The sequence below is a fragment of the Xylophilus sp. genome (assembly GCA_009914555.1).
GTDB lineage: Bacteria > Pseudomonadota > Gammaproteobacteria > Burkholderiales > Burkholderiaceae_C > WNDY01.
Window position 1 is genome coordinate 1 of the sequence record WNDY01000120.1, and the last position, 4,000, is coordinate 4,000.

Annotated in this window: 5 protein-coding genes and 1 other annotated feature; of the genes, 4 read left to right on the plus strand and 1 reads right to left on the minus strand. The window is 55.4% G+C overall.

Annotated elements, in window-relative coordinates; all coding sequences use genetic code 11:
- Window positions 1-508: transposase (locus GAK38_RS23540; RefSeq protein WP_325346951.1), on the minus strand; the 508-nt coding region annotated here is incomplete at its 3' end.
- Between GAK38_RS23540 and GAK38_RS23545 the strand changes: the two genes are divergently transcribed.
- The 4 genes from GAK38_RS23545 to GAK38_RS23560 all read left to right on the plus strand — a co-directional run bounded on the left by GAK38_RS23545 (window position 479) and on the right by GAK38_RS23560 (window position 3,828).
- Window positions 479-1,144 carry a helix-turn-helix domain-containing protein gene (locus GAK38_RS23545; RefSeq protein ID WP_325347306.1) on the plus strand — a complete coding sequence of 222 codons (666 nt, stop codon included), beginning with the start codon at window positions 479-481 and terminating at the stop codon, window positions 1,142-1,144. The genes GAK38_RS23540 and GAK38_RS23545 overlap by 30 nt on opposite strands.
- 9 nt (window positions 1,145-1,153) lie before the next feature.
- On the plus strand, window positions 1,154-1,624 hold the full coding sequence (locus GAK38_RS23550) for a GNAT family N-acetyltransferase (protein WP_325347307.1): 471 nt from the start codon (window positions 1,154-1,156) through the stop codon (window positions 1,622-1,624).
- A 44-nt stretch (window positions 1,625-1,668) separates the two neighbouring features.
- Window positions 1,669-2,163: a GNAT family N-acetyltransferase gene (locus GAK38_RS23555; RefSeq protein ID WP_325347308.1), complete on the plus strand. Its 495-nt coding sequence runs from the start codon at window positions 1,669-1,671 to the stop codon at window positions 2,161-2,163.
- 73 nt (window positions 2,164-2,236) lie between these two features.
- Window positions 2,237-2,292 (plus strand) — a sequence feature (sul1 is cis-regulatory element that is thought to sense ions involved in sulfur or methionine metabolism; They are found in Alphaproteobacteria).
- A gap of 81 nt (window positions 2,293-2,373) precedes the next feature.
- On the plus strand, window positions 2,374-3,828 hold the full coding sequence (locus tag GAK38_RS23560) for a SulP family inorganic anion transporter (RefSeq protein WP_325347309.1): 1,455 nt from the start codon (window positions 2,374-2,376) through the stop codon (window positions 3,826-3,828).
- Window positions 3,829-4,000: the final 172 nt, after the last annotated feature.

The window sequence follows — 4,000 nt, forward strand, 5'->3', positions numbered from 1 at the left end:
ATGGTGATTCGCCCGAGCCGTTCTTCGGCTTGAAGCTCTTGATCGACGCCCAGGCTTCGATCAGCGTGCCATCGACAGAGAAGTGGTCCGTTGACAGCAGCCGCTTTACCTTGGGCTGCGAAAGGATCGCACCCAGGAACTTCGCGGCGATGTCGCCTTCCAGCAGCCGGTCGCGGTTCTTCGAAAACACCGAATGGTCCCAAGCTGGATCGTCAATGCCAATGTCGACGAACCAGCGGAATAGAAGGTCGTATTCCAACCGCTCCATCAAAAGTCGCTCAGAGCGGATTGAATAGAAGGCTTGCAGAAGCATGGCGCGCAGAAGCTTTTCAGGCGCGATCGATGGCCGCCCGATCGGCGAATAGAGCGCTGCGAACTCCCGTTCCAGCAAAACGAGCGCGTCGTTCACGATCTGCCGGATTGCCCGCAGCGGATGATCACGACGAACACGATCCTCCAGATCGACATAACTGAAGAGTTGACCTGTCCTCACATCGCCGCCGCGCATCCATCAACTCCGAATCTCCACAAAGCCAATGAATCACGACCAAAGTCTTCACGCCAGGCCTTTTTCAACAGCCTGCTAGACAACGCCATTGGCGAAAATCTGCGCCGCCTGCGCCTTGCGCAAGGCATGACGCTGGATACGCTTGGTGACGCGTCAGGTGTCAGCCGCGCCATGATCTCGCGGATCGAGCGTGGCGAAACCAGCCCGACCGCACAGCTTCTGGCGCGCATTTGTGCAGCGCTTGGTACATCGCTCTCAGCCTTCTTTGCCGATGCTGAAGCCCCAGCCTCTCCCTTGCTCACGCATGATCGCCAACCAGTCTGGCGTGATCCGGATACGGGCTATATCCGGCGGTCTGTTTCACCACCGGCAACGGGGTCGAATATCGACATGATCGAGGTCGAATTTCCCGCAGGCGCCAGAGTGGCCTTCGCACCACAGGCGGCCAATGCAGGCATCACACAGCATTTGTGGCTCCTGAATGGGCAGATGGAAATCACCGTTGGAGCAACCGCCTATCAGCTCCATACCGGCGACTGTCTTTATATGCCGCTCGTTGAAGGCATCACCTTTCATAATCCCGGCACCTCGACCGCACGTTATACAATCGTACTCGAACGTCGCAGCAGTCTCTGAAAGTACAATATGATTCGTGTCCTTAACTACGAAGACGCTGGCTCCTCGCTTCTCCCACTGGCAGAAATCCTGACCGATTGCGTTAATGATGGCGCGTCAGCTGGCTTCATGGCGCCATGTGAATGGCAGGGTTTCATCCCCTACTGGAACCGCGTCTTTAATGAAGTAGAGCGAGGCGACACGGCCCTTCTGGTTGCCGAGCATGACGGCGAAATCGTCGGCACGGTTCAGCTTGGTCTCGCACAAATGCCCAATCAGCCGCATCGTGCCGATCTTAAAAAACTGCTGATCCATCGCAAGGCGCGCGGCCTTGGTCTTGCGCGCAAACTGATGGAAGCCGTTGAAGAAGAAGCACGTAACCGACGCAAGACACTTCTCTGCCTGGACACCGCAACCGGCAGTCCGGCGGAGGCAATTTACACCCATCTCGGCTGGGAGCGAGCGGGTGGGCGTTATCCCGAATTATGCGCTTTATCCTGACGGCAGCCCCTGCGCGACCACACTTTTCTATAAAGGCCTCTGAAATGACCCTCACCATCCGCTTTGCCAACGAAGCTGACCTCCCCGCTCTGCTTGTGATCTATAACGATGCCCTCGAGAACACGCTTGCCATCTGGAACGAAACGCTCGTCGATCTGGAAAACCGTCGCGAATGGCTCAAAGCCCGCAACCGTGACGGCTTTCCGGTTCTGGTGGCCGAACGCGAGGAACAGGTCGTCGGCTATGCGAGTTATGGCCCATTCCGCCCGTTTGAAGGTTTCCGCCACTCATCGGAACTCTCTGTTTATGTGGCAAGCGATGCACGCGGCGGTGGTATCGGACGCGCACTTCTGGCAGAGCTTGTGGAAGAAGCACGCGAGCGTAAAGTCCATGTGCTGGTGGCAGGCATTGAAGCAGGCAATGCCGCATCCATCGCGTTGCACAAATCGCAAGGCTTTGAAGATAGTGGCACGCTGAAACAGGTCGGCCAGAAATTCGGACGCTGGCTTGATCTGATCTTCATGCAAAAGATACTCTAATCAGCACCGTGCAATAGAAAGCGCAGCGGGCCATTGCCCTGCTGCGCTTTTTTTGTTTATACAGGCGTATTCGCAAGGACCCGGTGAAAGCCCGGGTGGCTCTTCTGGTCGCCTATCCGCCAGACAACGCAACAACATCCCCCATTTTTACAATCGGCCATGTTGAATCGGACGGCTCTCAACGCCCGTCTTCTATTTGCGGAAAATTCAATGACACGTCTTGCTGCCTACCGCCGCGAGTGGTTCTTCAATATTCGCGGCGATATTCTTTCCGGCATCGTCGTAGCACTTGCCCTTGTCCCGGAAGTCATCGGCTTTTCGGTCATCGCTGGCGTCGACCCCAAGGTCGGCCTCTTCGCCTCTTTCGCCATTGCCTGCGTTTCCGCCTTCACTGGTGGACGTCCTGGCATGATCTCTGCGGCAACCGCTGCAACTGCTGTGGTGATGGTCTCGCTCATCAAGGAACACGGTTTGCAATATCTATTTGCAGCCACGATCCTGATGGGCATTCTGCAAATCTTTGCAGGCTTCCTCAAACTCGGGCGCCTGATGCGGTTTGTATCGCGCTCGGTCATTACAGTCTTCGTCAATGCACTTGCTATCCTCATTTTCATGGCGCAGCTTCCGGAACTCATTCATGTTCCGGTTGAGACCTACTGGATGATCGCAGGCGGTCTCGCCATCATCTATCTCTTCCCGCGCTTAACCAAAGCCATCCCCTCGCCGCTCGTTGCCATTGCCGTCCTCACCACGCTTGCATGGACAAGCGGCATGGATCTGCGAACGGTTGGCGATCTCGGCGAATTGCCATCAGCATTGCCGATCTTCGCGCTTCCACAAGTACCGCTGAAGCTGGAAACGCTGCAGATCATCCTGCCATATTCGATCACGCTGGCAGCTGTCGGCCTGCTTGAATCGCTGATGACGGCCCAGATTGTCGATGACATGACGGATACCAACAGCAACAAAAACCAGGAATGTATTGGTCAGGGCACCAGCAATATCGCATCCGCCATGATTGGCGGCATGGGTGGTTGTGCCATGATCGGACAGTCGGTGATCAATGTGTCGTCCGGCGGTCGCGGCAGGCTTTCAACCTTTGTTGCTGGCTCTTTCCTGCTGTTTCTCATTCTCGTTCTCGACGATCTGGTCCGGATCATTCCGATGGCCGCACTGGTGGCCGTGATGATCATGGTATCGATTGGCACCTTCTCATGGCGCTCGATCCTCGATCTGCGCCGCAACCCGCCATCCTCCTCCATTGTCATGCTGGCAACCGTCATAACGGTGGTTTCAACCCATGATCTTGCCAAGGGTGTTCTGGTCGGCGTGCTGCTTTCCGGCGTGTTCTTCGCAGGAAAGGTCGCAAAGATGTTCCGCGTGAGCGAAACAACGAGCGAAGATGAAATCGAACGAACCTATACCGTTCAGGGCCAGATCTTCTTTGCCTCGGCACAAAACTTCATTGCAGCTTTCGATTTTTCATCACCTGCAGAAAGGGTAACGATCGATGTCAGCCATGCCCATCTGTGGGACATCACCTCGGTCGGTGCGCTCGACAAGGTGGTGCTGAAATACCGTGCCAGCGGTACGGATGTGTCGGTCATCGGCTTTAATGAAGCAAGTAGCGATATGATCGACCGCTTCGCTGTCCATGATAAGTAAATCGGTGCCGCAAAACTGGCGGTACACTAGGGTCAAAACCCAATGAGGCTATTTATTAAATTATCTCGCCATGATTCATTCTCTCCGCTAACGGGAGTTTTGGATTATGGCAGGAGAATTCTGGCTTGATGATCAGGAGTGGGCTGTGATCGCCCCATTACTTCCGACGAAC

Bases quoted from the DNA above. Each gene is read 5' to 3' on its own strand.
- GAK38_RS23560 (WP_325347309.1), top strand. From the start codon at position 2,374: ATGACACGTCTTGCTGCCTACCGCCGCGAGTGGTTCTTCAATATTCGC.
- GAK38_RS23555 (WP_325347308.1), top strand. From the start codon at position 1,669: ATGACCCTCACCATCCGCTTTGCCAACGAAGCTGACCTCCCCGCTCTG.
- GAK38_RS23550 (WP_325347307.1), top strand. From the start codon at position 1,154: ATGATTCGTGTCCTTAACTACGAAGACGCTGGCTCCTCGCTTCTCCCA.